Origin of the sequence: Oribacterium sp. NK2B42 (assembly GCF_000424445.1) — a bacterium.
In the GTDB taxonomy this organism is placed as follows: Bacteria; Bacillota; Clostridia; order Lachnospirales; family Lachnospiraceae; genus Oribacterium.
The window spans coordinates 61,526-87,164 of record NZ_KE384187.1; the positions used below are offsets into that span (position 1 = coordinate 61,526).

At 45.5% G+C, this 25,639-nt stretch carries 18 protein-coding genes and 3 tRNA genes; 19 read left to right on the forward strand and 2 right to left on the reverse strand.

Annotated elements, in window-relative coordinates; genetic code table 11:
* Positions 1-128 precede the first annotated feature (128 nt).
* The 17 genes from G625_RS0114965 to G625_RS0115045 all read left to right on the forward strand — a co-directional run bounded on the left by G625_RS0114965 (position 129) and on the right by G625_RS0115045 (position 18,485).
* Complete coding sequence (locus G625_RS0114965; protein WP_029201739.1) at positions 129-1,403, forward strand: glucose-1-phosphate adenylyltransferase; 1,275 nt, start codon at positions 129-131, stop codon at positions 1,401-1,403.
* Entirely contained in the window at positions 1,400-2,521 is a 1,122-nt protein-coding gene (gene glgD / locus G625_RS0114970; RefSeq protein WP_029201740.1) for a glucose-1-phosphate adenylyltransferase subunit GlgD, read from the forward strand. The genes G625_RS0114965 and glgD overlap by 4 nt, the downstream gene beginning before the upstream one ends.
* Positions 2,522-2,580: 59 nt before the next feature.
* Complete coding sequence (gene spoVG / locus G625_RS0114975; protein ID WP_029201741.1) at positions 2,581-2,856, forward strand: septation regulator SpoVG; 276 nt, start codon at positions 2,581-2,583, stop codon at positions 2,854-2,856.
* A gap of 202 nt (positions 2,857-3,058) precedes the next feature.
* Positions 3,059-3,643, forward strand: coding sequence for an aminoacyl-tRNA hydrolase (pth, locus tag G625_RS0114980; RefSeq protein WP_029201742.1), 585 nt, complete (start codon positions 3,059-3,061; stop codon positions 3,641-3,643).
* Between the two features lie 12 nt (positions 3,644-3,655).
* Positions 3,656-7,261, forward strand: coding sequence for a transcription-repair coupling factor (mfd, locus tag G625_RS0114985; RefSeq protein ID WP_029201743.1), 3,606 nt, complete (start codon positions 3,656-3,658; stop codon positions 7,259-7,261).
* 124 nt (positions 7,262-7,385) lie between these two features.
* Positions 7,386-7,673, forward strand: coding sequence for an HU family DNA-binding protein (locus G625_RS0114990; RefSeq protein WP_198014917.1), 288 nt, complete (start codon positions 7,386-7,388; stop codon positions 7,671-7,673).
* 125 nt (positions 7,674-7,798) lie between these two features.
* Positions 7,799-8,038 carry an RNA-binding S4 domain-containing protein gene (locus G625_RS0114995; RefSeq protein ID WP_029201745.1) on the forward strand — a complete coding sequence of 80 codons (240 nt, stop codon included), beginning with the start codon at positions 7,799-7,801 and terminating at the stop codon, positions 8,036-8,038.
* 139 nt (positions 8,039-8,177) lie between these two features.
* Positions 8,178-8,486 carry a hypothetical protein gene (locus G625_RS0115000; RefSeq protein ID WP_029201746.1) on the forward strand — a complete coding sequence of 103 codons (309 nt, stop codon included), beginning with the start codon at positions 8,178-8,180 and terminating at the stop codon, positions 8,484-8,486.
* 134 nt (positions 8,487-8,620) lie between these two features.
* Complete coding sequence (gene tilS, locus G625_RS20300; protein WP_044933074.1) at positions 8,621-9,688, forward strand: tRNA lysidine(34) synthetase TilS; 1,068 nt, start codon at positions 8,621-8,623, stop codon at positions 9,686-9,688.
* A complete protein-coding gene (hpt, locus tag G625_RS0115010; RefSeq protein ID WP_029201747.1) occupies positions 9,681-10,208 on the forward strand; it encodes a hypoxanthine phosphoribosyltransferase in 528 nt (175 codons plus the stop codon). Before tilS ends, hpt begins: the two co-directional genes overlap by 8 nt.
* 81 nt (positions 10,209-10,289) lie before the next feature.
* On the forward strand, positions 10,290-12,368 hold the full coding sequence (locus G625_RS0115015) for a glycoside hydrolase family 13 protein (protein ID WP_242826652.1): 2,079 nt from the start codon (positions 10,290-10,292) through the stop codon (positions 12,366-12,368).
* 149 nt (positions 12,369-12,517) lie between these two features.
* Positions 12,518-12,588, forward strand: a tRNA-Gly gene (locus G625_RS0115020).
* A 5-nt stretch (positions 12,589-12,593) separates the two neighbouring features.
* A tRNA-Phe gene (locus G625_RS0115025) sits at positions 12,594-12,666 on the forward strand.
* 16 nt (positions 12,667-12,682) lie between these two features.
* Positions 12,683-12,754: transfer RNA gene (locus G625_RS0115030), tRNA-Gly, on the forward strand.
* Positions 12,755-12,856: 102 nt separating this feature from the next.
* Entirely contained in the window at positions 12,857-15,643 is a 2,787-nt protein-coding gene (locus G625_RS0115035; RefSeq protein ID WP_029201749.1) for a clostripain-related cysteine peptidase, read from the forward strand.
* A 147-nt stretch (positions 15,644-15,790) separates the two neighbouring features.
* A complete protein-coding gene (locus tag G625_RS0115040) occupies positions 15,791-16,306 on the forward strand; it encodes a hypothetical protein (RefSeq protein WP_029201750.1) in 516 nt (171 codons plus the stop codon).
* Between the two features lie 22 nt (positions 16,307-16,328).
* Positions 16,329-18,485, forward strand: a complete 2,157-nt coding sequence (locus G625_RS0115045; RefSeq protein ID WP_029201751.1) for a hypothetical protein — start codon at positions 16,329-16,331, stop codon at positions 18,483-18,485.
* A gap of 144 nt (positions 18,486-18,629) precedes the next feature.
* Here the strand turns inward: G625_RS0115045 and G625_RS0115050 are convergent, their stop codons facing one another.
* Positions 18,630-19,865 carry a 6-phosphofructokinase gene (locus tag G625_RS0115050; protein ID WP_044933077.1) on the reverse strand — a complete coding sequence of 412 codons (1,236 nt, stop codon included), beginning with the start codon at positions 19,863-19,865 and terminating at the stop codon, positions 18,630-18,632.
* A gap of 246 nt (positions 19,866-20,111) precedes the next feature.
* Between G625_RS0115050 and G625_RS21580 the strand changes: the two genes are divergently transcribed.
* Entirely contained in the window at positions 20,112-21,563 is a 1,452-nt protein-coding gene (locus tag G625_RS21580; RefSeq protein ID WP_029201753.1) for an NlpC/P60 family protein, read from the forward strand.
* Between the two features lie 580 nt (positions 21,564-22,143).
* Positions 22,144-22,734, forward strand: coding sequence for a hypothetical protein (locus G625_RS0115060; protein WP_029201754.1), 591 nt, complete (start codon positions 22,144-22,146; stop codon positions 22,732-22,734).
* A gap of 1,023 nt (positions 22,735-23,757) precedes the next feature.
* Here G625_RS0115060 and G625_RS0115065 read toward each other — a convergent pair.
* Entirely contained in the window at positions 23,758-25,155 is a 1,398-nt protein-coding gene (locus G625_RS0115065) for an MATE family efflux transporter (protein WP_029201755.1), read from the reverse strand.
* Positions 25,156-25,639: the final 484 nt, after the last annotated feature.

Genomic DNA, 25,639 nt, shown 5'->3' on the forward strand with positions numbered 1-25,639 from the left:
CCACGAAAGAATATAATTAAACTATGGTAAAAATCACCATTTTTGGTGTTAACAGAGTAACAATCCGGTGCTATAATAAAGTAAGCTTGAATACAATTAACACTTAACTAACACTATGAGGTGATGACGTGATTAAAAAAGAAATGATCGCCATGCTGCTTGCTGGCGGCCAGGGTTCACGCCTTGGCGTACTTACAAAGAATGTCGCAAAGCCTGCAGTTTCTTTCGGTGGTAAGTATTCTATTATTGACTTCCCGCTTTCTAACTGCATTAATTCCGGCGTTGACACTGTTGGTGTACTGACACAGTACAAACCATTACGTCTTAATGCCCACATCGGAATCGGTATTCCATGGGATCTTGACCGTAACAGAGGTGGTGTAACCATTCTCCAGCCTTACGAGTCCCAGACCGGAGCAGACTGGTTCTCAGGTACAGCTAACGCTATCTATCAGAATATCGAATATATCGATAATTATTCACCGGATTATGTTCTGATCCTGTCCGGAGATCACATCTACAAGATGGATTATGAAGTTATGCTGGAGTACCACAAAGCGATGAATGCTGACTGTACCATCGCTTCCATGCCGGTTCCTATGGAGGAGGCAAGCCGTTTCGGTATCACAGTAACAGATGAAAATAACAGGATCATAGATTTCCAGGAGAAGCCAAAGGAGCCTAAGTCAAACCTTGCTTCCATGGGTATCTATATTTTCTCATGGCCTATCCTTAGAGAAGCTCTTATCACAAACAAGGACGTACCGGGTGAGGATTTCGGAAAGCATATCATTCCTTATCTTTTCCAGGGCGGAAAGCGTATATTCGCTTATGAATTCAATGGTTACTGGAAGGATGTAGGAACACTTCAGTCCTACTGGCAGTCCAACATGGAGCTGGTTGCCATCATTCCTGAGTTCAACCTTTACGAGGAGTACTGGAAGATCTATACAGATACCAAGAATCCTGCACCTCAGTTCATTTCTCAGAATTCACAGATAGAGAGATGCCTCATTGCCGAGGGCTGCGAGATCCACGGAGAGGTTCACAATTCGGTTATCGGTGAAGGTGTTATCATCGAATCCGGTGCTGTTGTTACCGATTCTGTTATTATGTCCAATGCTGTTATCGAGGCAGGCACAAAGATCGACAAGGCCATCATTGCCCAGGAAGTAAAGATCGGAAAGAACTGCGAGCTTGGTGTCGGTGAGTATGCACCAAGTGTTTATGACAGTAGAGTATATGATGCTGAACTTGTGACTGTAGGAGAAGGTTCTGTAATTCCTGACAATGTCAAGGTCGGCAGAAACACCGCTATCTATGGCGTGACAACAGCGGAGGATTATCCTGACGGATTACTCGCAAGCGGCGGAGCAATCATTAAGGAGGACGGCGAGATATGAGAGCGATAGGTATTATTTTAGCAGGTGGAAACAATAAGCGTATGAGAGAGCTTTCCAACAAGAGAGCCATCTCAGCCATGCCTGTGGCAGGCTCATTCAGAGCCATCGATTTTGCACTTTCCAATATGTCCAACTCACATGTTCAGAAGGTTGCAGTATTAACACAGTACAATTCAAGATCACTCAATCAGCATCTGTCATCCTCAAAATGGTGGGATTTCGGACGTAAGCAGGGCGGTCTTTACGTATACACACCGACCATTACGGCAGAGCACAGTGACTGGTTCAGAGGAACTGCCGATGCACTTTATCAGAATCTTGAGTTCCTTAAGTCATCACATGAACCATATGTTATCATTGCAGCCGATGACGGTGTTTACAAGCTTGATTATAACAAGGTTCTTGAGTACCACATCGAGAAGAAGGCTGATATCACAGTGGTTGTTAAGACCATGGAGCCCAATACTGATGTATCAAGATTCGGATGCGTTAAGCTTAATGATGACGGCCGTGTAGTTGATTTCGAAGAGAAGCCCATCGCTACAGACGCCAATACCATTTCCTGCGGTATCTATGTAGTGCGCAGACGCCAGCTCATAGATTTCCTTGAGAAGGCTCATGAAGAGGATCGTACCGATTTCGTTAATGACATCCTTGTTCGTTATAAGAATGTAAAGAGAATCTACGGATATAAGATAGAGACTTACTGGTCCAGTATTTCTTCTGTAGAGTCCTACTATCAGACAAACATGGATTTCCTTAAGAGAGATGTACGTGATTATTTCTTCCGCACATTACCGGGAGTTTATACAAAGCTTGAGGATAACCCTCCTGCAAAGTACAATCCGGATTGTAATGTAAGACATTCTATCCTTGCAAGCGGATGTATCGTAAACGGTACAGTTGAGAACTCTGTTCTTTTCCGTAAGGTATACGTAGGAAACAACTGTGTAATCAAGAACTCAATCATTCTTAATGATGTTTATATCGGAGACAATACTGTTATCGAAAACTGTATCGTTGAGAGCAGAGATACTATCCGTGCCAACACCACTTATATCGGAAGCCCTGATGACATAAAGATCGTTGTTGAGAAGAATGTAAGATATCAGATGTGATTAATCCGGGTTTCGAAAAATCCGGATGCTAACCTGATTTAATTCAGAAGGGAGCAGATATGCAGGTAACAGACGTGCGGATCCGAAAAGTGGATAAAGAAGGCAAGATGAAGGCTATTGTATCTATAACCTTTGATAACGAGTTCGTGATTCATGACATTAAGGTGATAGAGGGTGAAAAGGGGCTCTTCATTGCGATGCCGTCAAGAAAGACTGCTGATGGAGAGTATAGAGATATCGCTCATCCTATCAAGTCATCCACCAGAGATGCCGTTCAGAGTATCATCTTAGACAAGTATCAGGCGGAGATGATCAGCGAGGCAGAAGGTTTTTGATCTTAACTGACACGGTTAAAGAGAGAAGGTAAATCGGAGTCGTTGCCTTAGGGCGGCGGCTCCTTTTTCTTGATTTGCAGCAGTTCAGTCGGTGGACCGGGGGCGGTGCTGTGTGGACCAGGGGGGCGGTGGTTCACACACTCCGTCCCCCCCCGGTTCACCGACTGAACTGCTGCGTAAAAACAGCATTGGAGGAAAACAAATGTATCTAATTGCCGGTCTCGGGAATCCTGAGAGAAAATATGAGGGAACCAGACATAATGTTGGCTTCGAGGCAGTGGACGCGTTGCTTGATAAGCTTGGCGGAGAGAAGCTGAACGAAACAAAATTCAGTGGTGCATATACAAAGGTAAGATATAACAGCGCAAAAGGAATGGAGCAGATCATCATCGTGAAGCCTCTTACCTATATGAATCTTTCGGGAAACTGTATAGCGCCACTCGCTAATTTTTATAAGATAGAGCCTGAACACATAATTGTGTTTTCCGATGATATCAACCTTGATGTAGGCCGTATGCGCATAAGACCGTCAGGCTCAGCCGGAGGTCATAACGGATTGAAATCCATCATTTCGTCCCTTGGCTCCGAAAAATTCGCAAGAGTCCGTGTGGGAGTGGGAATGAAGCCGGACAATATGGATCTTGCGGCCCATGTTCTTTCAAGATTCAGTCAGACTGATGAGAAGATCATGAAGGAGATGTATGAAGAGGCTGCAAATGCGGCTCTCGACATAATCGATAACGGAACAGAGCATGCAATGAATAAATATAACCCCATGAAGCTATAAAAAGGTAGATGTATGGCAAACCCATTTTTAAGAACAAAAACTTATAGTGAACTGGAGCTGGCGCTAAAGAGTGGAAGAGGACCGCTGGCGGTAACCGGAACCGTGGATCCTGTCAAGGCGCAGCTTCTGGTTTCTTTGAATGTGAAGACGGGCAGTGCTGAAAAAAGTGAAGATGGAAAATCCTGCAAAAGGTGGAAGCTTCTGGTTGTTAAGGATGAGCAGAAGGGTAAGCAGTTTGTAAAGGATATACATGCTTTTTCCGAGGATGCCTGGTACTATCCCGCAAAGGATTTTTTGTTTTATCAGGCGGATACCCAGGGAAACCTTATCACGAGACAGCGTGTAGAGGTGCTTAAACATCTTATGGAGGACGAATCCGGCGTTGTGGTTTCGTCCATTGATGCGCTGATGGATAAGGTGCTGAAGAGAGAGGAATTCACAGAATCGGTTCTCAACATCCGGCCAGGTATGATCGTGGAGATGGAAGCATTATCCCAAAGGCTCACTGAGCTTGGCTATGAAAGAATGGCTGAAGTTGATTCCATGGGAGAGTTTTCCGTGAGGGGAGGCATCGTAGACATCTATCCTTTTACCGCGGAAAATCCTGTTCGTATCGAGTTCTGGGATACCGAGGTCGACAATATTCGTTCCTTTGATGCGGAAAGTCAAAGGTCCATAGAGAATCTTTCAGAGGTGGAGATATATCCGGCTTCAGACAGGGCTTCGGTAGGAAAGAATAAAAAGGGGAAGGAAGTCAGCCTTCTTGATTACTTTGACAAGGATACCCTGATTTTCGTGGATGAACCTGACCGTCTTATGGAACGGGGACAGATGGTGGAAACTGAGTTCAGGGAAAGCTTTGAAGCGAGACTCAGGGAAATCGAGAACCATGCGAAGCTTGCGGCAGTCCTTGAGGAAAACGGCATGGGACTTCAGGATGAGAGGGATCCCGATAAGCTGATATACGGAATAAACGAGATCATGGGGAGACTATCCGGATCCGGCACAGTGGCCTTCAGTACCCTGGGAAATAATCTTACGGAGTTTAAGACAGTAGAGGAATTCCGGTTTGAAACCAGTGAAGTCACACCGTATAAATCCGGCTTTGATCTTCTGATAAATGATCTTAAGCGCTGGCAGAAGGAAAAGTATGAGATAGTTCTTCTCAGTCCGTCGAGAACCAGAGCGTCAAGACTTGCCCAGGACTTAAGGGACTATGATCTCAGGGCTTACTGTCCGGATGTTTCTGTGGACAGCGTTTCCGGAGCGGGCTCTTCTTCCGTAAAGGGATCCGGAAATAAAAATCCTGAAGAGGTGAATTCCGGAGGCGCAGTGAAAAATGGCAGAAAGCATAATCCTGAAGGTACAACGGGCTCTCTTGAAACTGCGAGAAATGAGGAAACCCGTGGAGCCATACAGGTAAAGTTCGGAGTTCTCAACAGTGGCTATCAGTTCCCCGAGGAGAAGTTTGTACTGCTTACGGAAGGCGACATGTTCGGTAATGCCGAGATGGCGCGCAAAAAACGTAAACAGAAAAAGTTTGACGGTCAGAAGATCTCAAAACTCAGCGAACTGTCCGTGGGGGACTATGTGGTTCATGAGTCTCACGGAATAGGTATCTACCGGGGCATCGAACGCATTAAATCCGAAGGCATTACCAAGGACTATATAAAGGTTGAGTACGGGGACGGGGGAAATCTTTATCTTCCGGCAACAAAGCTTGAGGGCATACAGAAGTATGCGAGTCAGGATGTGGGGAAGGCTCCGAAGCTCAATAAGCTGAACAGCACCGACTGGCAGAAAACCAGGAAGAGAGTTCAGCATGCCGTAAAGGAGATCGCAAAGGATCTTGTGAAGCTTTATGCTGCAAGGCAGAATACGGCAGGTTACAAGTTTGGAAGTGATACGGTCTGGCAGAAGGAATTTGAAGAAATGTTTCCCTATGTTGAGACTGTGGATCAGGAGCTTGCCATCGATGCTACAAAGCAGGATATGGAAAGCAATAAGATCATGGACAGACTCATCTGCGGCGATGTGGGTTACGGAAAGACAGAGATAGCCCTGAGGGCAGCTTTTAAGGCAGTGCAGGATTCAAAGCAGGTGGCGTATCTTGTCCCCACCACTATCCTTGCACAGCAGATTTACAACACCTTTGTGGAGAGGATGAAGGGGTTCCCGGTGAACATTGCCCTGCTGTGCAGATTCAGGACACCCCAGCAGATCAAAAAATCCATAGAGGATCTGAAGGCCGGACGGGTGGACATCGTTGTGGGAACCCACAGACTTCTCAGCAAGGATATCAGGTTTAAGGATCTGGGTCTCCTTATCATCGATGAGGAACAGAGATTCGGGGTTACTCATAAGGAGCGGATCAAGAATCTGAAGCAGGAGGTGGATGTGCTGACACTTACAGCCACCCCTATACCCAGAACTCTCCATATGTCTCTTGCAGGTATCAGGGATATGTCGGTCCTGGAGGAACCGCCCATGGATCGCCGTCCCATCCAGACCTATGTTATGGAGTACAATGATGAGCTGATCCGTGAGGCTATCAACCGTGAGCTTGCGAGAAACGGACAGGTTTACTATGTTTACAACAGGGTGAACAATATCGCTGACATAGCAGCCCATGTTCAGAAGCTTTGTCCCGACGCAAAGGTGGCATATGCCCACGGCAAGATGACTGAAAACCAGCTGGAAGACATTATGCTGCAGTTTATAAACGGGGAAGTGGATGTCCTGGTTTCCACCACCATTATCGAAACGGGCCTCGATATCCCCAATGCCAATACCCTGATAATTCAGGATGCGGAGCGCATGGGCCTTTCGCAGCTTTACCAGCTGAGGGGCCGTGTGGGAAGGTCCAGCCGTACGGCGTATGCATTCCTTATGTACAGACGTGGCAGGATGCTTACGGAGGAGTCGGAGAAGAGACTCAAGGCCATTAAGGAGTTCACCCAGCTCGGCTCAGGCATACGTATAGCCATGAGAGATCTGGAGATACGAGGCGCAGGTAATGTTTTGGGCGCGGAGCAGCACGGCCATATGGAGGCTGTGGGTTACGATCTTTACTGTAAGCTTTTGAACATTGCGGTAAAGGCGGAAAAGGGAGAAGTCAGTGAGACTGTAGAGTTTGATACTCAGATAAACTGTGATATCGATGCCTTTATCCCGGATTCCTACATTTCCAATGAATCTCAGAAGCTGGATGCCTATAAGCGGATTTCTTCAATAATGGATGAAGAGGATCACAGCGATATACAGGACGAGCTTATGGACCGTTTCGGAGAGCTTCCGAAGGAGTGTGAGAATCTTCTGGAGATCGCAAAGCTGAGAGCTCTCGGACACCAGTGCTATGCCACCGAGATCGACATCAGGAAGGGAATGTTTAAGATCCTTCTGGATGCGAAGGCAGATATCAATGTTGACGCCATACCTGAGGTGATCCGGGAGAATCACGGACAGCTCAGATTTTCCGGAGGAGCGGCGCCCGGATTTGTATTCCGGCAGAGTACGAGAGAGAAAACCTGGACCATTAACGAGACCATGGAGCACTTGGAAAAAACGCTCATTCGTTTAAAAAGAAGCCCCGGTGACAAAAATATCAAAAATGCCTAAAAACCGCGTAATAATGCGGTTCTTGGTTGACACGGGTGTTATATAAAAGTATAATTTCTAAGGTAAAACAAAGTATATGATCCATTTTGGCCTGTTTAAACAGGAAAACAAACCTTATGGGATTATGGAGGAAAAGAACATGAATAGAGTTGAATTGGTAGCAGAGGTTGCTAAGAAGGCTGATCTTTCAAAGAAGGATGCAGAGGCTGCTGTAAAGAGTGTATTCGATGCCATCGCAGATGCACTTGCTGATGGTGACAAGGTACAGCTTATCGGCTTCGGTACATTCGATGTTGCTGAGAGAGCTGCCCGTGAGGGAAGAAACCCAAGAACAGGTGAGACAATGAAGATTGAGGCTTCAAAGGCACCTAGATTCAAGGCTGGTAAGGCTCTTAAGGACAGAATCAACTAATTGCTCAAAGCGTGTTGAATCCTTTGGGATGAAGATTTAAAAAGAAACTCAGGTAGTAGAAAAGAGGATGGCTGTCTTGCAGCCATCCTCTTACTGAATTTAACACATTAAAAAACAGGAAAGTTATGAGATTAGACAAGTATCTTAAGGTTTCGAGACTTATTAAGAGACGTACGGTTGCCAATGAGGCCTGTGACGCCGGACGTGTAAGCATTAACGATAAGGTGGCGAAGGCCGGCACAGAGGTGAAGGCGGGGGATGTAATCGAGATCTCCTTCGGAACAAAGTCTGTAAAGGTCAGGGTTACTACAATTCAGGAAACTGTTCACAAAGAAGATTCGAAGGACATGTACGAGTATCTTTAAGGCGTTGTGTTTTTATGACAAATCAGACTTTGACGGGACTTTTTTGCATCGATGTAAATCTGCGGAAATTTCCGGCACGGAGCCCCGGATTGATATTTAGAAGGTTTATGATTATAATGATGGCAGAGGGATATGCTATATGAAAAACAGATATAAGAGTAAGAATACAGTTTCAAACCGTTTGGCCATCGTAGGTATCACGATAGTCGTGATGTTTATTGCGTTTGCCATGCATGTGCGAAGTGTCACCCTGAAGGAACAGGATAGAGAATATCAGCTTCAGGAGGAAAGCCTTCAGGCTGATATCGATGCCCAGAAACAGCTTTCTGAGGAGCTTGAACAGAAAAAAATATACGTGAAGACAAAAGAGTTTACCATGGAAAAGGCCAGGGAGATTTTTGGGCTGAAAATGCCGGACGAAATAATCATTAAGCCGGATTCGAACTAAAGCTTTATATTATGATGTCGTAGCCGGAAGGCATCCATTAAAAAAGGATGCTTTCCGGCTGTTTCGTTGCAGAAAAACGAAAAAAAATTTAATCAATGGGCGGTTTCTTGTTATAATAAATGGTGTATATGGTAATGAAAAATGATAAAATTACTTTGGAGATTAAGAATTATATACTTAGGAACCGGCTGATAGAAAAAGGCGACTGTGTTCTCATGGGGATTTCGGGAGGACCGGATTCGGTCTTTCTTCTGGAGGTTCTGAACGGCTTCCGTGAGTCTATGGATTTCAGGCTTTTTGCAGTGCATGTGCATCATGGTATAAGAGGAGAGGAAGCCGACAGGGATGAGAAATTCTCACAGGAGCTTTGTGGGGAAAGAGATATTCCCTTTAAGGCGGTTCATGTGGATGCACCGGAGTATGCAAAGGAAAAGGGACTGAGTCTTGAAGAGGCTGCCCGTATTCTCAGATATGAGGTATTTGAGACCGAAAGAAAGGGACTTGAGGAGAGACTTGGCAGTGAGGCTCCCAATTGCAGGATCGCGGTGGCACATCACATGGACGATCAGGCGGAGACGGTTCTTCACAATCTGGTAAGGGGGTCAGGGATAAAGGGACTTTCCGGTATGGAAGCAAAAAGAGGCTTTATCATTCGCCCGTTGCTCTCCGTGAAACGAGAAACCATACTGAGGAAGCTTCAGGATGAGGGGATTCACTATGTGATCGATTCCACAAATCTTGAAACTCAGTATACCAGAAATCGCATAAGGTCTTCCGTTCTCCCGGAGCTGAAGAAAATAAATACGGAAGCGGCTTCTCACATTGCAAAAACTGCCGATATACTGAGGGAGGCTGATGATTTCTTCCGGAAGCTGGCTTCAGATTATGTGGACAGATTTTTGAAAACCACATCAGATTCCGGCGATGGTGCCCGGGAGATTTCCATTCCGGTGGAGGAGCTTAAAAGCTATCCTGAGCTTGTGAGACAGTATGTTATGATGGAGCTTGTGAGACATGTCGGTACACCCCTTAAGGACTGGAGCACGGTTCATTTCAGGGATATGGATAAGCTGATTCACGGAAAGGGCAATGCCCATCTGGATCTGCCATACAGGATGAGCGCCGATTATAGAAAAAAGCACCTGATCCTGAAGATCAATCAGGAGATTTTGAGTATAAAAAGGAGAAAGAATAATGGCTGAACATGTAAGAGTTCTTATCCCGGAGGATGAGATCCGGGATAAGATCATTGAGGTGGCAGATAAGATCTCAGAGGCTTATAAGGGAGAATCACTGCACCTTATCTGCATACTTAAGGGCGGCGCAATGTTTATGTGTGAGCTTGCAAAGAGGATACATGATGTAAATATTTCTTTTGATTTCATGTCTGTATCAAGCTACGGGGCAGGAACCACTACGAGCGGTATCGTAAAGATCGTCAAAGATCTGGATGAGCCCCTGGAGGGCAAGAATGTTCTTATCGTGGAGGACATCATCGATACAGGACATACCCTTAATCATCTCAGCAAGCTTCTTATGAGCAGGGGTCCCAAGTCTATTGAGATATGTACTCTCTTGAACAAGCCTTCACGTCGTGAGAAGGAGGTTCCGGTTAAGTATTCCTGCTTTGAGATCCCGGATGAATTTGTTGTGGGATACGGGCTTGACTATGATCAGAAATACCGTAACCTTCCATATATCGGTGTAGTAGAGTTTGATTGACAAAACCGGTATGGTGGGCTGAAGTATTGAACTCCACTTATTTTTTTAATATGAAGGGAAGAGTATAGAAACTTAATGGGGATGAGCAAGATCAACTGGGATGCGCTCTATACAGCGGGATCGGAGGATTACCGGTCCCCGGCAGAGCAGCAGCCCGGTGACACCGTAAAGATACGGTTTAGAACTAAACATAGTGATGTGGATGCGGTATATATATATTTCCACGAAATCGATACCGAGTATAAGATGCATGTTATATTCAGTGATGAGTATTTCGATTTTTATGAGTATCAGATCGTTTTGGGAAATATCACCATGAGTTACAGCTTCTTCATTCATAAGGAAGAGGAAAGACTGCATTACAACCGGATGGGGGTATCTGAGGATATGAATCCACAGATGGCCTTTCATCTCATGCCCGGATTTAAGGTTCCGGACTGGGTGAAGGGTGCCGTCATGTACCAGATATTCATTGACAGGTTCTATGACGGAGACAAATCCAACAATGTGGTGGATAATGAGTATCTCTATCTGGGAAGAGCCGTAAAAGGCATCAAGAACTGGGAAACTCCCGTGGAACCCTTTGATGTACACAGGTTTTACGGAGGCGATATTCAGGGGGTTCTGGAAAAGCTTGATTATATCCAGTATCTGGGAGTTCAGGTTATTTATTTTAATCCTTTGTTTGTATCACCGTCCAATCATAAATATGATATACAGGATTATGATCACATTGATCCTCATATCGGAAAGATCGTAAGAGACGGAGGATCGGTGATCGAGGACTGGGAGACGGATAATGCACGTGCCACAAAGTATTCTGTACGTACCACCAACCTTGAAAATCTGAGAGCCAGCGATGCGCTGTTCCTTAAATTTGTCAATGCATGTCACGAGAGGGGCATGCGTGTGATCATTGACGGTGTTTTCAATCATTGCGGCTCTTATAATAAGTGGATGAATAAGTCCAACTTTTATAATTACAAGGATAAGTCCAATGATTACCAGGCGGGGGCATATCAGCTGAAGGACAGCCCGTTCCACAACTATTTTGCATTTGATGACAACAGTGATGAGGCATGGCCCAAGAACAATACTTACGAGAAGTGGTGGGGCAATGATACATTGCCGAAGCTTAATTATGAGGGTTCTCAGGAGCTTGAAGAGAAGATACTTCAGGTTGGCAGAAAGTGGGTCAGCGCTCCTTATAAGGTGGATGGCTGGAGACTGGATGTTGCAGCCGACCTTGGACATACCGGTGATTACAACCATCTGTTCTGGAAGAAATTCAGGATGGTGGTCAAGAAAGCAAATCCGGAGGCTGTCATCCTTGCGGAGCACTACGGAGATCCTTTCTGGTGGCTTCAGGGTGATGAGTGGGATACCATCATGAATTATGATGCTTTTATGGAGCCCATAACCTGGTTCCTGACCGGAATGGAGAAGCATTCAGACTCAAGAGAGGACAGGCTAAGAGGTGACGGAAAGCAGTTTTTTGCAGCTATGACTTACCATATGTCGAGAATGCCTGAGTCTTCGATCCTTTGTTCCATGAATCAGCTTTCAAATCATGATCACAGCCGGTTCATGACAAGGACAAAAATGGAGGTGGGCCGTATAGGCACCAGAGGTTCCGCCGAAGCCGATCAGGGTGTAAATGTTGCATTATACAGACTTGCGGCTATGATGCAAATGACCTGGCCCGGTGCGCCCACCTTGTATTATGGTGATGAAGCCGGCATGACGGGATGGACAGAGCCGGATTCCAGACGTCCCTATCCATGGGGGCATGAGGACTTTGAGCTTATTGAATTTCATCATTACCTGGCGGATATCCATAAAAGATACCAGGTGTTCAAGTATGGAGCGCTGATGAAGCTCATGGCCGGACATAATTATGTGGTATATGCAAGGGTTTATAAGCACGAGGTCGTTATCGTGGTCATCTACTGCGGTGTAGATAAATTTACCATACAGATACCTGCATGGCGCACCGGGATCAAGGACTACAACCGGATCGACAGAGTGCTTCTGACTCAGGAAGACAGGTATAATGCCGGTAGGATCAGCAGTTCCCCTCTGGATGGCATGTTTGAGTGCGAGTGCAGTCCCTACACCGGGAAAATATACTATTGTGATCTTTCTTCACGGAAGAAATAAGGCCGGAGCCGGTGCTCCGGTCTGCTCATGTCCCGGCTGAACTATTACGGCAAATCCGGCAGTGATTGAATTTATTTCAGAAAGTGCTTGACTTTGATTCGTTTAATGGGTATATTAAACAAGTCGCTTGAAACGAGTGAGCGACTTTTGCGGGTGTAGTTCAATGGTAGAATGTCAGCCTTCCAAGCTGAATATGTGGGTTCGATTCCCATCACCCGCTTCCCTGCCCAGATAGCTCAGTTGGTAGAGCAGAGGACTGAAAATCCTCGTGTCACTGGTTCGATTCCGGTTCTGGGCATTTGGAAACAAAATATGCGCGAGTAGTAGAGTGGTACTACGTCGCCTTGCCAAGGCGAAGATCGCGGGTTCGATCCCCGTCTCGCGCTTCTCAACACCCCAAAGGAATAATCCTTTGGGGTGTTTTCGCGTCCAATAGTCTCGTGGTAAAATATAAGAAAGTGTGAATGTTTGAAATATGGAGATAACGTATGAAAAAATCCGATACTTCAAGAGGACATATCAGGAGACATATGGGTGTAGAAGATAAAACCGTTACGGATTCTTTTGGATCGTTTAAAGCCTCACGGCTTTCGCGGCTTTTAATAGTGGGCAGTATAGTATGTCTGGTATTAATGTTATGCCTACTGTCGGCCTGCAATAAAAATACCCCCGGTAATGAAAAGAATGGTAATGCAGCAAGTACAGAAGCTGTTGTGTTTGAAACTGATCAGGAAGATAGATCTACCTTTACCCTGATGGTCTACATGATCGGCTCCGATCTTGAATCCATGGGAGGGTCCGCTACAGCTGACATTAAGGAGATGCTTGCAGCACAGAAATCCGGGAACCTAAATATTGTCTTACAGACAGGTGGTGCTTCTGCCTGGGAGAGTGAACTGACGGGCAAGGACAATACCTGCAGACGTTTTGTTCTTAATGGAGAGGAGCCGGAGCTTCTGGAGGATCTCGGGATCGTAAATATGTCCGAGCCCGCTTCGCTCACGGACTTTATCAACTTTGCTGCAGAGAAGTATCCTGCGGACCGCTGTGGTCTGATCTTGTGGGATCATGGCGCAGGCACCCTGATGGGCTACGGTATGGATGAAAACTTTGAGGATGTTATGCTTGAGATCGGAGAACTGAAGCAGGCGCTTTCCGACAGCGGTAAGCATTTTTACTTCATAGGCTTTGATGCCTGTCTCATGAGTACCGTGGAGGTCGCCTCAGCTCTGGAGGAGTATACTGATTATCTGGTGGCTTCCGAGGAAACGGAGCCTTCCGGAGGGTGGGCTTATACTCCATTTCTGTCACAGCTGGCTGCCCGTCCCGGTATAGATATGCATGAGCTGGCTCCCCGTATCGTGGATGACTTCGTGAATGACCCGACATCAACAAAGTATGACAACAATACTCTTGCTGTCCTGGAGCTCTCCAAGTTATCTGCTGTGCGCGGTGCAGTGCAGGATTTTTTGAAAACGGTTCGGGATTACCTTCCGGAAAGCTATGATCTTTTGTCTCTTTGCAGAAGCCGGGTTCGCAGCTTCGGCGGTGGTATGTATGAGCAGGTGGATCTCCTGGATCTTCTTGAAGAGCTTCCCAGGTGTCTCACCGACCCGGAGCTGGGCGGTGATAAGTCCCGGGACCTTTCCGGAATCCTGACTGCTGCTGATACACTGAAGGCAGCGCTTTCCGATACGATCGTTTATACCCGAAGCGTGGACAGCCGTTCCGGTGGTCTGGCTCTGTATTTCCCGTATTTGCTGCTGGACCGCTATGAGTCGGTGTCCGGGATCATGCAGGAAGTGGGATACGATAAAAGCTACTTTGATTTCTTTGACGGTTTTTTAAGTTATGTGGTCGCAGAGCAGGAAAGAGCGGATATACAGCCCGTGGCTTCCGGTGTAAAAGCTGCTCCCTGGTATCATCCTGAGGAGACAAAGCTTAAAGAGGACACTTATATCGATCCGTCCACACTGGTAGTGAAGGAACTGGAATCAATGACTATCCAGAATCCTGACGGTAGTAACAACTATATCGACAGAACTATAGGCATTGACTTAAGGGATGACCAGTGGATGCTGATAGATCAGGTGGAAAATGTGATCTATGTGGATACTGAAGAATACGGCAGGCTGGAGCTTGGGTGCCGCAACCTGCAGAATATGATAAACGGCGATCCCTACTATGACTTTGACGGAACCTGGATGGCGCTGGAGGATCGGATAGTTCCGTACTATGAGGCGTTTTATACATTGAACGCGGGTGATGAATCCTATAGTTATGGATTCATTCCGGCAGAGCTTGAGGGCAGAGACATAAGCATAGTTGTGTGGTACAGCGTCAACGGTTTAAATAATGGAGTATATGTCCCTAAAGTGCTCGGGTACCGACGGGAGCCGGTTATGTCTTTTGCACACCGCAGGTCGGTGATCGACATTTCGGCAGGTCTAACGCTCCCGGACAAGGGCGTGCATTCTTTTAAGGAAGGGGATAAGATCCGCCTCTACGCCTATGACGAAAATGGCGGTAAAGTTTATCCTTATGATCTTCCAATCATTTACCATGAAATAGAAGGATTATCTGTGAAGGATGAAAGTCCTGTGGAGAGCTTCGCGGGTGGACGTTTTAACTCCATGTTCCAGCAGATCGCTCTCAGGGATATTTTTAATAACACTTATCTTTGTGAAGGAGTGGATATCGACTATAACTGGCAGGAGGAGCTGCCAAAGATGGAAGTAAACAGCCCGGGCTACGGAGCGGGACCTTATAGCTGGGAGGGCGCGACGGAGCGCTTTAAGCTTGTGTGGGATTATGATGTGACCCTAAGCTTCCCTTCGGATCTGTTTAAGCAAAATGAAGGGGAGTTTGGTGAGCCTGATATCGTGAGCCGTGATGGCAAGGTAAAGATATATCTTGAGACATTTGGAGAACCGGATGATTACACGACTAAGGAAAAGGAGTTTGTGTATTGGGCTTCACAACAGGATGATGTGGTGGTTTATACTGTTACAGACGAAAACGGACAGCACGGATTATTGGCACCCCGTGATTTCAGTCTGGAAAGCTACAGCCTGGCAAACGGCATGTCGGGTCAGCGTTTCCTCTATCATGACAGCGATGGCCGTTGGCGCTGCGGACAGCTTGCCGGAAGCACCCGCATGAGGGGCGGCATCTATGGCTTCTCCATGGAGGTTTTTGCAGACGAGGATCCGGATGAAGAGCTTATGAATGCGATATTTTATATCGGGAACTCACTGGAGATTTCCTACGAATAGGATGTAGATTGATTTCTGATATTATTTGACCAAGCACAGAATCCCGGAGGTTCCTCCGGGATTTTTTCGTGTACTCGAAACATTATAAAAAAACTGAAGAAAGTCGAAATAATTAATAGTTGATAATGATTTAAGGAGGGCGTAGTTATGAAAAAAGGAATGAAAGTTCTATCCACGCTTCTTTTTCTGTTAATGCTGGCGTTTATGACCGGCTGTGGGGAGAAGGCGGAGCCCTTTGTGGACAAGAATATGCCCTATGAGCCGGACACACCTGCACCGGATCCACATGAGGGGGTGTTTGCCTCCGAGCACGGAACCATGACTTTCCCCGGTGATGGGGAAAATGTAGTCATTGACTTTGATAAGGAGCTTTCGGAGTATCTGGAACTGCCGGAGGGAAAGCAGGAGGCGAGATACTTTTTTATGACAGGAATACTTCCTCCTCATGGGAAGATGCCTATAAGGTATGATGTGGCACATGAATTTCAGATCATTGTAGGGGAAGGTGAAAACCGTAAAGCTGTAGATATTGAAATCGGAGTATATAAGGATGGCAGCTTCAGCACTGGAACAAACTGCACTACAGCGGATCGTATCACTTTCTTCGTGGACCTGGATAAAAACGGGGATTGGGAAGCATTGGATTTCCTGAAGCAGGATTGATCATGGAAAGGAGGAAACTATCATGAGACGATTTATTGCGGTTCTTATTTCTGTATCAATGTTTATGTCGGTGCTTTCGGGGTGTAAGGGTAAAACAGATACTACGGACACGAAGGGTACCGAAGCGGAAAGTAAAGTTGATACAGGTGTAAAAAAGAACGAAGGAGCCGGCACAACCGAAGCCACAAAACTGGCGGAGGCGATGCAGACAGTCGAGACGGCAACATTATCACCGGAAAATACCAGTGCAACCCTGGGGGACGGAATTACGGTGGATGTGGGTGATTTTGTTCTGGACGGAGAAGAGAATCTGACTGTTGAGAAGCAGGAAGTTGAGGAGAATCAGGATGAGGGATATAAAATTGAGTCCTATGATTTCTCTATAGGTGATATGAAGGAGCTTGATGATTTCATCACCATCCGAATCCCCTATGATACAAGCTTTTGTGAGGCGGGACAGGATCCTGCCAGGTGCGTCGGTGCAAAATATAAAAATGAAGAGACCGGGGAATGGGAGGATGTGCTGTTCGAGGTTGATTCCGATGCAAAGGAGCTTGTGATATACACGGACCACCTGTCTGTTTACGGTGCCTTTTATGTTGAAAATGAAGGTCGTCGCAATGCCTATATAGCGGATGTACTAGGTTATTATTCATACATGGATAAGTCACAGACCATTGACTTTGCAAAGCGGATAGCCGGAGATGATCCTTCTGTGATGAGGGAGATAATGAGACAGGGAGCAGAGGCAACCGGACTCTTTTTTGACTATGCGGACCAGCTTGATAATGCAATAAATATTGTCTGCTCTGATGATATTCCCAATTGGCTGGATACAAGTATTCCGGAAACCAACCAGACCTTGTTTTCCGCCCTGGGATATATCAACACCTGCACAAATCTTCTGAAGATAAGCCTGAAGGATACAGTGGGCGGCGGCGCGGATAAGAGAGAGGTTCTTAATCTCATAAGAGATGTTGGAAGCAAGGTGACTACCTACTGGGCGAATGCATTAACAAAGGTAGGAACAGGCGCTTTATCCATCAGCATGGGTGGAGTTCTCGTTCTGGATAAAATGCTTACGGCTTTTGCGGAAGAGGCACAGGCAACAAAGCTTGAGGATATCGCTTATGTTTATCATCACTATAATGAAGGGTACTATGGTAAAAATCATAAGCCCATGACGCCGAAGGACTGGCGTGCCAAGGTTATTCAGGTTCTGGAAAGACATCCGGATGATCCTGAGATAGCGATGGCAGCCCTGGAGGCTGGGTTTAATGAATATGCCAGTCAGTTCTTCAAATTAAGCGGTGATGATATGTATGATGTGGCAGCGGATACTCCCAATGTTACGGTCAGGAGGATTCCGAACTTCACCGAGGCGGAAAAACAGCAGTTGATGGATGAGTATATAGTACACCTGAAAAACACGACCATGCCGGCGGTGCTCACCAGTGTAAGAAACTACATGATCAAAAAGATGGAACAGCAGCAGCTGGAGGCGGTTGAGAAGGTAAGAGAATACTATAATACAAAGATAACCATTAATATGACTGAAGAGATCAAGGAGGGGGAAGGTTCACAGTATAAAGGCTATAAGCTGAGAATGGCTCCTTTAAGCAATAAAGCTATCGAAAAAGACTGGGCCGGAATCTGGCCGGAGGGTGGCAAGCTTCGTTCCTCGGCAACTCTTCTTGGATTTACTATCGCGGGTTATCCTCATACACTTGAGTTTTTTAAACCTGATGCCGATATGAACACGGATCAGCCGGAACTTACGGTTCCGTTTGTTATAAGTATGCCGGAGATAAACATTACCTTCGGAGGCAAGGAAGCTTTGTCTGTTGAGTCCTTTATGGGTGAATGGATCAATCAGGATGGTGAGCGTATGATACTTATTCTGAACGGAGGCAATGTTATCGAAAAAGATCCGGATCTTTCCTGGTATGCGGGAGATGTTTGTGTGACAGAATATTCTGCAGAGGTTGATGACCAGACTCTCGTGTTTAAGGGAATCACCACCTGGGTTACCGGTCCTGATAATCTCTATACTACTGATGAGGCACACCGCCTTGAGCTGGATGCTTCAAGCCTCAGTGATGAGTTAACTGCATTGGCGGTGCAGGATGGAATGGTTACGGAGATGACGAACGGAACGAACCACTATACGAGATATTAATAATATAAAATGAAATAGGAGTTTTAATGAAAATTCCCCTTAAGTAGACAGGTTATATGACCAAACTACTTAAGGGGGATTTTCAGGCTTTTCTATCTATCGTGGACGGTTCTCGCCGGCGAGAACCGTCCACGGTGGATATAGTTATGCCTCTTCGCCGATGTAGATATGCTGAGGAAGTCCTCCAACATAAATCGGAGTAAGCTCAGCCTGGATGAGAGGAAGAGCATAGTCGATGAATTCCTGCTTCATCTGGGTGTGGTCATCATTGACCCACTCAAGAGGAACCTTCTTTTCGAGGTTTGCGACCTCGGAGATAGGATGAAGCTCTGTTGTGCACTGGTAAGGAGCGTTGGAGATTCTCTTAAGGGCAACCATCTCTCCGGTATGTCCCTCAAAGGCTGCCTTAACCGCAGCACCACCAACCTGGTAAGCCTCTGTGATATCGGTGCGGCTGGTAAGATGTCCTGCGCAGCGCTGGAGTGTTGAAAGCTCGATACAGCGAGTCTTGGTGTCCATGGCTCTGGCAACGGTATTGGCAAGGAATCTGGCTGTTCCGGTTAATGCCTTGTGGCCGAAAGCATCTACTGCATGCACATCGTCTGAAAGCTCGCAGACATAGCGGCCGTCCTCAAGCTTAACGCCCTCAGAAACTGCGATGACAATGCTGCTCTTCTTTTCCTGCATTTTGCGAACCTTCTCAACGAAACGGTCAACATTGAAAGGAACCTCAGGGAGACATATCATGTCAACGCCTTCACAGTCATTGTCCTTTGCGAGAGCTGCAGCAGCAGTGAGCCAGCCTGCATTTCTGCCCATGATCTCTACGATAGTCACATATTTTGTGCCGTAAACAGTGGCGTCACGGATGATCTCCTTCATTACAACGCCGATGTACTTGGCGGCGGAACCGTAGCCGGGGGTGTGGTCTGTCACGGTGAGGTCATTGTCAATTGTCTTAGGCACTCCCACAAATCTGATATCGCTTCCGATCTTTTCGCCGTAGGCCGCCAGCTTGTTGATGGTGTCCATGGAATCATTTCCGCCGATGTAGAAGAAGTATCCGATATTCATATCATCGAGTTTTTTGAATATATCTTCATACACGGCCTTTGCGCCTTCTGCATCCAGCTCCGGCAGCTTGTAACGGCAGCTTCCCAGATAGCTTGAGGGTGTGCGCTTCAAAAGCTCTATATCCATTTTCTTTTTGAAAACTGCAGTCATGTCAATGTATCTGCCCTCCAGGAATCCTTGGATACCATTGCACATGCCATACACATGATCTGCGCCGCGATTCTTTGCAGCCTCAAAAACACCTGCCAGTGATGAATTGATTACTGAGGTAGGACCTCCGGATTGTCCGACAATTGCGTTCTTCATACTTCTCCTTTGATAAAAATGCAAAAATTGTATTACGTTCTATTATTATGATAGCGCTTACATTTTATTTGTCCACAGTTATTTTTTATATATTTATATTAAATTTCTAGTGTATAATGATGAGAGAAATCAGTTCCGGGAACCTTTTTCACGGCGCAACAGGCATGGTTTCAGGCGCATATAAGGTTTACATATATATGTAAGAAAGCTTTGGGAATCAGGAGTTTACAAAGAGGGGATTATCTAATGAAGAAAGCATTGGCACTTGAATATAAAAATCCTATCACAACCGGGCGGAGGTATGCTCTGACCGTGGCGGCAGCAATCTGTCTGTTCATGGCGGCAAATGTGTCGGGAATAAAATCCTACGCCGGTGTAAGCTACATGCCGGATGTCACAAAGGAGATGAATACTCCGGAATTCTGGCTTTCTTTCTCCCCGTATGATGCGGATACGGTGCAGGCGGACAGAGGAAAGATAGAACAGATCAACCTGGACAACCTCATGAACGAGAAAACAAATATGAACGATCTTCAGCATTATACCGAAAGTATCAATGGAGTGAAGTTCAATGAACAGGTTCTGGCAGGTGCCAGAGAGGATCTGAAGTCCTATCAAAACAAGGGCTATTTCGATCAGTACGGAAACAAGTTAAGCGACATTCTGATCGAGAACATTGCCCAGAATACTCAGAACAGATCTGCGTCACAGCTACAGGGACCCACCTATGCCATCGTAGTAAAGAGAACCACGCTTAATGCATTTCCCACGGATACCATCATCACCGATGAGCTTGGAGATGTGAATTTCGATTACAATGTGCTTTCAAGTGTGAGGGTGAATGAGCCGCTGGTGATCAAATCTGTGTCCGCCGACGGCCTCTGGTATTATGCGGACGCACTGAACTGCAGCGGCTGGGTTAATGCTTATGACGTGGCCATCTGCAGCTCCAGGGCTCAGTGGGAAAGCGCCTGGGTGATCCCGGAGGACAGGGTTCTGGTGGTGACCGGCAGTAAGATAATACTTGCTGAGTCCAATACCAATCCCGAAAGCTCAAATCTCCTTCTTACGGTGGGAACGGTTCTGGAGGAGGCGCCGGCCGGATCCTACGGCGCGAGGGTTACAAACCGTTCACCCATTGGCAACTATGTTGTTTATATTCCGGTGAGAAACGGTGACGGAAGCTACAGAAAAGAGCTTGCCCTTATAAACGGCAACGCGGAGGTCAGCGAGGGGTATCTTCCGCTCACAAAGAGGAATATCCTGACAGTTGCTTTCCGGATGCTGGGTGACGCCTATGGATGGGGAGGAATGCTTTCCTCCAACGACTGCTCCGGTTATGTAGGTGATGTTTACCGCTGCTTTGGACTGAAGCTTCCCAGAAACACCACCTGGCAGGCGGCTTCCCATAGTTTCAGCTATGATGTTTCGGAATGCACAGACAAGCAGAAGATGGCGTTGCTGAATACCATGCCTATCGGAAGTGTGCTGTTCTTTAAGGGGCATGAGATGATGTATCTCGGAACGGTTAACGGAAAGTACTATGTAGTAAGCTCTGTCAGCTCTATTGCCTACTATGCAGGTCCGGGAGTTATGAGAACAAGATCTGTTATGATAAATACTTTGGATATCAGAAGAGCTAACGGAACTACCTGGCTCAGTAATCTTTACAAGCTTCAGGTGCCGTATATGATGTAAAAGAATCAACCTTGGAAGGTTCTGTGGCTGCACTGTAAGGTGTTGCTGCAGGACCTTCTTTTTTGCTCAGCCGTGTTATCCACCGGGGACGGTTCTTGCCGGCGAGAACCGTCCCCGGTGGATAACACGGCTTAATTCTTTGGCTTGTTGCGGGTAATGCTTGAAATAGCCAAAAGTAATAATTTTGAAATTTATAATGCAAGTGGGCAGGATAAAGACGGTAAAATACAGGTGAAAAAAACATTTTTTGGAATGATTTTATTAAATTTTTATACTTTAAGCATATAAATACGTATAAAAACCCTTAAAAAACGAAGAATTTTAGAAAAATTTTTCGCATTTTGCAGAATTACGTAATTTCAAGGGGTTTTATTATTTAATTTATTGTGAAGAACGCTAAATAAAAATTATTACACTTTTCTGCAAAATAAGATGATATATGATGGATAATTGTGTATAATTACTACTAAATAATTACATTGTAATTAATTCGAGGGATGAAAAAAGAAATGGGAATCGCATAATTCTGATATATAAAAAATATTTCCGGAAGTCAGAATTATGTAAGGGGAGCAGAAAAGTGAAACAATATGAGGTTAAGGGCAACACAGTACGCTCTTTTGAAGTAGAAGATCGTGAAGCTTCAAAGAGTACTGTAGTTATCCAGCAGAGGGGAAGAAGAAACCAGCTTCATCTGTATCGTACGGAAAACGGTCAGATAAAGATGGAATATGACATTGATAAGAGCATAATCAAACCCGCATTGAGATGCATTCCGGATGCTATCATTGACAGGATTTGTTACGCAGCGCTCATCATTTCACTTTTGTTTATTTTTGGCAGCTGCTATCAATGCGTAGAGGTGGATACATCAGTTGCAACCAGACTGGAGAGCATTGATCGTAAGCGCAGTGAATTAAACGAACTGAAATTGGCGAATGAAGCAGTTAAGTCAGCGATTGACAGTGCTGTTAATCCTGATCTTATCTATCGTGAGGCAACAGAGGTTTACGGAATGGTTCTTCCGACGGATTCCGAGATTATTACTTTTGAAAAGGAAAGCAGTAATAAGGGATATGTTAGAACCTATGATACTATTCCCGCAGGTTACGAGAAGATCGAAAGCCCGGTAATTGTTCTGGCTAATGAATTGGCAAAGCTGATTGGATGATAAAAGGATTTGTGTAAACCATAAGCACATTGGGAGGATGGAACTATCCGAACTGATGTGCTTTTTGGTTGCCTCAGAAAGTGTATCGCAGGAGCCGCCCGGCTTTGAGCAGTTCAGCAAAAATCCGCAAGGATTTTTTCCTTGGTTGACAGCGGACAAAATAAAAAGAATTTCCGTAAAATAAAACTTTACAAAATGCGTTTTCGGTGTTAAAGTAAGGACAACAGAAAAAGAAAAGTCAACAGAAAAGTTCACCTGACGAGAAAGGGTGAAGGGCCGGTTGGCAAAAGTGCAGGAGATGGACCTGCGAAACTAAATTAAAGAAAGCAAGAGGTACAAAGACATGACACCAGATCAGTTAGTCACTAGTATCCTCTGGACCGCTTAAAAAGAAGAAGAACGTGAGAAGATCTCCGGACCGTACATCCGGGAGATGGTTCAAACCAATAGAGAAATGAATTTTCGGATTATTTCTTAATTAAAGTCCAGACGATATTATTGCAAAGGGAGATCGACATAAGAATATACAGGAAGCTGTAAAGAAAGATTCTTGTAGAGAAAAAAGTTGAGTGGTTAATTTGAGGTCTTAAAAGGGAGACCGGATAAATAAAGATCCGGAAAATCTGATAAGAAGAATACTTAGAAGGATTCGAAGGATAAATTCAAGTAATAAAAACAGTCGATCTGATAATTGAATATAGAGTCAAAACTGAATATTGAAATAATCTATTTATAGATGATATCCATAAGATATAATAATTATTATCGAAAAGATATTTATAGAATTTAAATAGAAATCTAAGAAACGAGGTACAAACCGAAGTACAATTAAGTAAGGGGACGTAATACCGAGTCCCAGGGTCAAGTAAATAATATAGAATATAAAAGCTGTCGCGACGCGGCAGCTTTTTTAGTGCATAAGTCCGGTATCTGTCGGAAGACCACCGGGGACGGTTCTCGCTGGCGAGAACCGTCCCTGATGGTTTTCGAGAAGTAGTGCTTTGTCAGAGCAATTAGTAGGACTCATAGGTTTTTATTATTCAATTCTCTCCTGACTTTCTTTATGACACTGAGATATGCTATGGCGGTGAATGCTCCGGCGGTGATCCAGGCTGCGGGATCGCAGAATACCGCAAGAGGAAAGCTCATGGTATGCATAGCTATAACAGCCACCACAAGTCGTGCAAAAAATTCAACCACGCCACCCATCATAGGGAGGAAACCATGTCCGCAGCCCTGCATCGCGTTTCTGAAAATAAAGATGAAGCTGAGAGGGATGTAGAAAATGGTTACTATGCGGATATAGGTGGTTGCCCAGGGCATCATAAGGGTTATGGTGTCAAGTGCAGCGGCTGTGCCCTGAGCCGCATCGGAAGCTGACCCTGAGCTTGCAAAGAACAATGTCATAACGGGTCTCAGCAGCAGGTTGCATCCGATGGCGCCTATGATGGAATAAATTATCTCAATGATCACAGAAGCACGGATTCCCTTGTTGATTCTGTCGCTGTCTCCGTGACCGTAGTTCTGACCGCTGTAGGTTGCCATGGCCTGACCCATGGCTATCATCTCCTGAGTCATTACGCTGTGGAGCTTGTTGGCTGCGGTATAAGCTGCAACTGCAGTGGAGCCGAAAAGGTTGATGGCCGACTGCATTATCATGGTTCCGGAAGCGGTGATGGCAAACTGGAGGGCCATGGGGATGCCCACTGACATCTGGTGCTGGGTGTCAACTCTGTTTATTCGCCAGTCTCTTAATTCCGGCCAGAGAACATTAGCCTTAAAGCGAATGTAAAAAAGGCAAAGCAGAGCGGACAGTCCCTGGGAGATGTTTGTGGCCCAGGCAGCTCCGGCAACGCCCATCTTTCCTACTATAATAAAGAGGAGATCCAGGACAACATTGATACATGCGCTGAAAACAAGGAAATAAAGGGGCACACGGCTGTTTCCTATGGCTCTCAAAAATGCAGAAAAGAGATTGTAAAACACGCTTGCCACGGTTCCGAGACAAATGATGGTTATATAGGTCAGAGAATCATGGAAAATGTTTGAGGGCGTGTTCATCAGGTGCAGGAGTGGATTCATAAGTGAAACCGAAAGCAGGGTCACTGTAAGAATAACTATCATAGCAAGCAAGATTCCGTTGGCCACGCTTCGTTTTACCTTCCTGTAATTCTGGGCACCGAAGGCCTGGGCCGTAAGAACGGTGAAGCCGGTGCACAGTCCCTGGGAAAAGCCAAGGACCAGAAACATGATATTTCCGGTGGCACCCACGGCTGCCAGGGCATCCGAGCCTACGAAACGGCCTACTATGATGGTGTCTGCCATATTGTAAAGCTGCTGGAAGACATTTCCTATAAAAAGCGGGATCATAAATTTAAGTATAATAGGAAATGGATTTCCTTTTGTCATATCTACTTCCATAAAAGCTCCTTTATAAACTCATGTTTTCCGCCGTTTATCTCTGACATACAGATGCAGATCTAATCGGCTCCTTTAATGATTTATTTCCGGCTGTTATGTCTGATGTACAAATTGAGACATAAGCGGCATCTTTTTCAATAATGAATGAGCATTATAATATTTCTTTGTCCAATTTCCAATAGTAATTTTGTATTTTTTGGAATCCCGCCGGAGAAGGGTAACAGTTTGGTCGGGATGCCTTATTTTCGCAGTGAACAAGGCATTACATTGACCCATATTCCGGTTACCAGCATTTGGCTCAACTTGAATGGCAGGTTACAATGACTCCTCCAACGGTTGGGAACCGTCCTCCGGGGGTGATCTTCTGCGGTGCGTGCGTAGTGTTATGAAATTGTAAAAATAGAAATTATATTCTTAAATTCTTGAATTCGCGAATATTTAACTAATGATGTATAATTAAATTGAATTTTTAGTAACGGAGTAA

What these genes read in the sequence shown, in the direction of transcription:
- G625_RS21580 (WP_029201753.1), top strand. Translation starts at nt 20,112, where the DNA reads ATGAAGAAAGCATTGGCACTTGAATATAAAAATCCTATCACAACCGGG.
- G625_RS0115045 (WP_029201751.1), top strand. Translation starts at nt 16,329, where the DNA reads ATGAGACGATTTATTGCGGTTCTTATTTCTGTATCAATGTTTATGTCG.
- G625_RS0115000 (WP_029201746.1), top strand. Translation starts at nt 8,178, where the DNA reads ATGAAAAACAGATATAAGAGTAAGAATACAGTTTCAAACCGTTTGGCC.
- spoVG (WP_029201741.1), top strand. Translation starts at nt 2,581, where the DNA reads ATGCAGGTAACAGACGTGCGGATCCGAAAAGTGGATAAAGAAGGCAAG.
- mfd (WP_029201743.1), top strand. Translation starts at nt 3,656, where the DNA reads ATGGCAAACCCATTTTTAAGAACAAAAACTTATAGTGAACTGGAGCTG.
- G625_RS0114995 (WP_029201745.1), top strand. Translation starts at nt 7,799, where the DNA reads ATGAGATTAGACAAGTATCTTAAGGTTTCGAGACTTATTAAGAGACGT.
- hpt (WP_029201747.1), top strand. Translation starts at nt 9,681, where the DNA reads ATGGCTGAACATGTAAGAGTTCTTATCCCGGAGGATGAGATCCGGGAT.
- G625_RS0115035 (WP_029201749.1), top strand. Translation starts at nt 12,857, where the DNA reads ATGAAAAAATCCGATACTTCAAGAGGACATATCAGGAGACATATGGGT.
- G625_RS0115040 (WP_029201750.1), top strand. Translation starts at nt 15,791, where the DNA reads ATGAAAAAAGGAATGAAAGTTCTATCCACGCTTCTTTTTCTGTTAATG.
- tilS (WP_044933074.1), top strand. Translation starts at nt 8,621, where the DNA reads ATGAAAAATGATAAAATTACTTTGGAGATTAAGAATTATATACTTAGG.
- G625_RS0115015 (WP_242826652.1), top strand. Translation starts at nt 10,290, where the DNA reads ATGAGCAAGATCAACTGGGATGCGCTCTATACAGCGGGATCGGAGGAT.
- pth (WP_029201742.1), top strand. Translation starts at nt 3,059, where the DNA reads ATGTATCTAATTGCCGGTCTCGGGAATCCTGAGAGAAAATATGAGGGA.
- G625_RS0114990 (WP_198014917.1), top strand. Translation starts at nt 7,386, where the DNA reads ATGGAGGAAAAGAACATGAATAGAGTTGAATTGGTAGCAGAGGTTGCT.
- glgD (WP_029201740.1), top strand. Translation starts at nt 1,400, where the DNA reads ATGAGAGCGATAGGTATTATTTTAGCAGGTGGAAACAATAAGCGTATG.
- G625_RS0115050 (WP_044933077.1), bottom strand. Translation starts at nt 19,865, where the DNA reads ATGAAGAACGCAATTGTCGGACAATCCGGAGGTCCTACCTCAGTAATC.
- G625_RS0115065 (WP_029201755.1), bottom strand. Translation starts at nt 25,155, where the DNA reads ATGGAAGTAGATATGACAAAAGGAAATCCATTTCCTATTATACTTAAA.